The organism is Streptomyces sp. P17 (assembly GCF_032436805.1).
Lineage (GTDB): Bacteria > Actinomycetota > Actinomycetes > Streptomycetales > Streptomycetaceae > Streptomyces.
The window spans coordinates 1-241 of sequence record NZ_JAVRBF010001397.1; the positions used below are offsets into that span (position 1 = coordinate 1).

The following is a 241-nucleotide window of genomic DNA, read 5'->3' on the forward strand; positions in this document are numbered from 1 at the left end:
GGTGTTGGTGCCTTATTTGTACGCCGCAAGCCACGTATTCGTCTAGAAGCCCAAACCCATGGTGGTGGTCATGAGCGTGGTATGCGTTCTGGTACTTTAGCAACCCACCAAATTGTGGCGATGGGCGAGTCGTTCCGTATTGCGAAAGAAGAGATGGCCTCTGAGCATGCCCGAATTACCACGCTGCGCGATCGGCTGTGGGACGGTATTAAAGATATTGAACAAGTCTTCTTAAATGGCG

Annotated in this window: 1 pseudogene; it reads left to right on the forward strand. The window is 51.5% G+C overall.

Annotated elements, in window-relative coordinates:
• Positions 1-241, forward strand: a pseudogene (locus RMT89_RS45115) (IscS subfamily cysteine desulfurase); the annotation flags it as partial.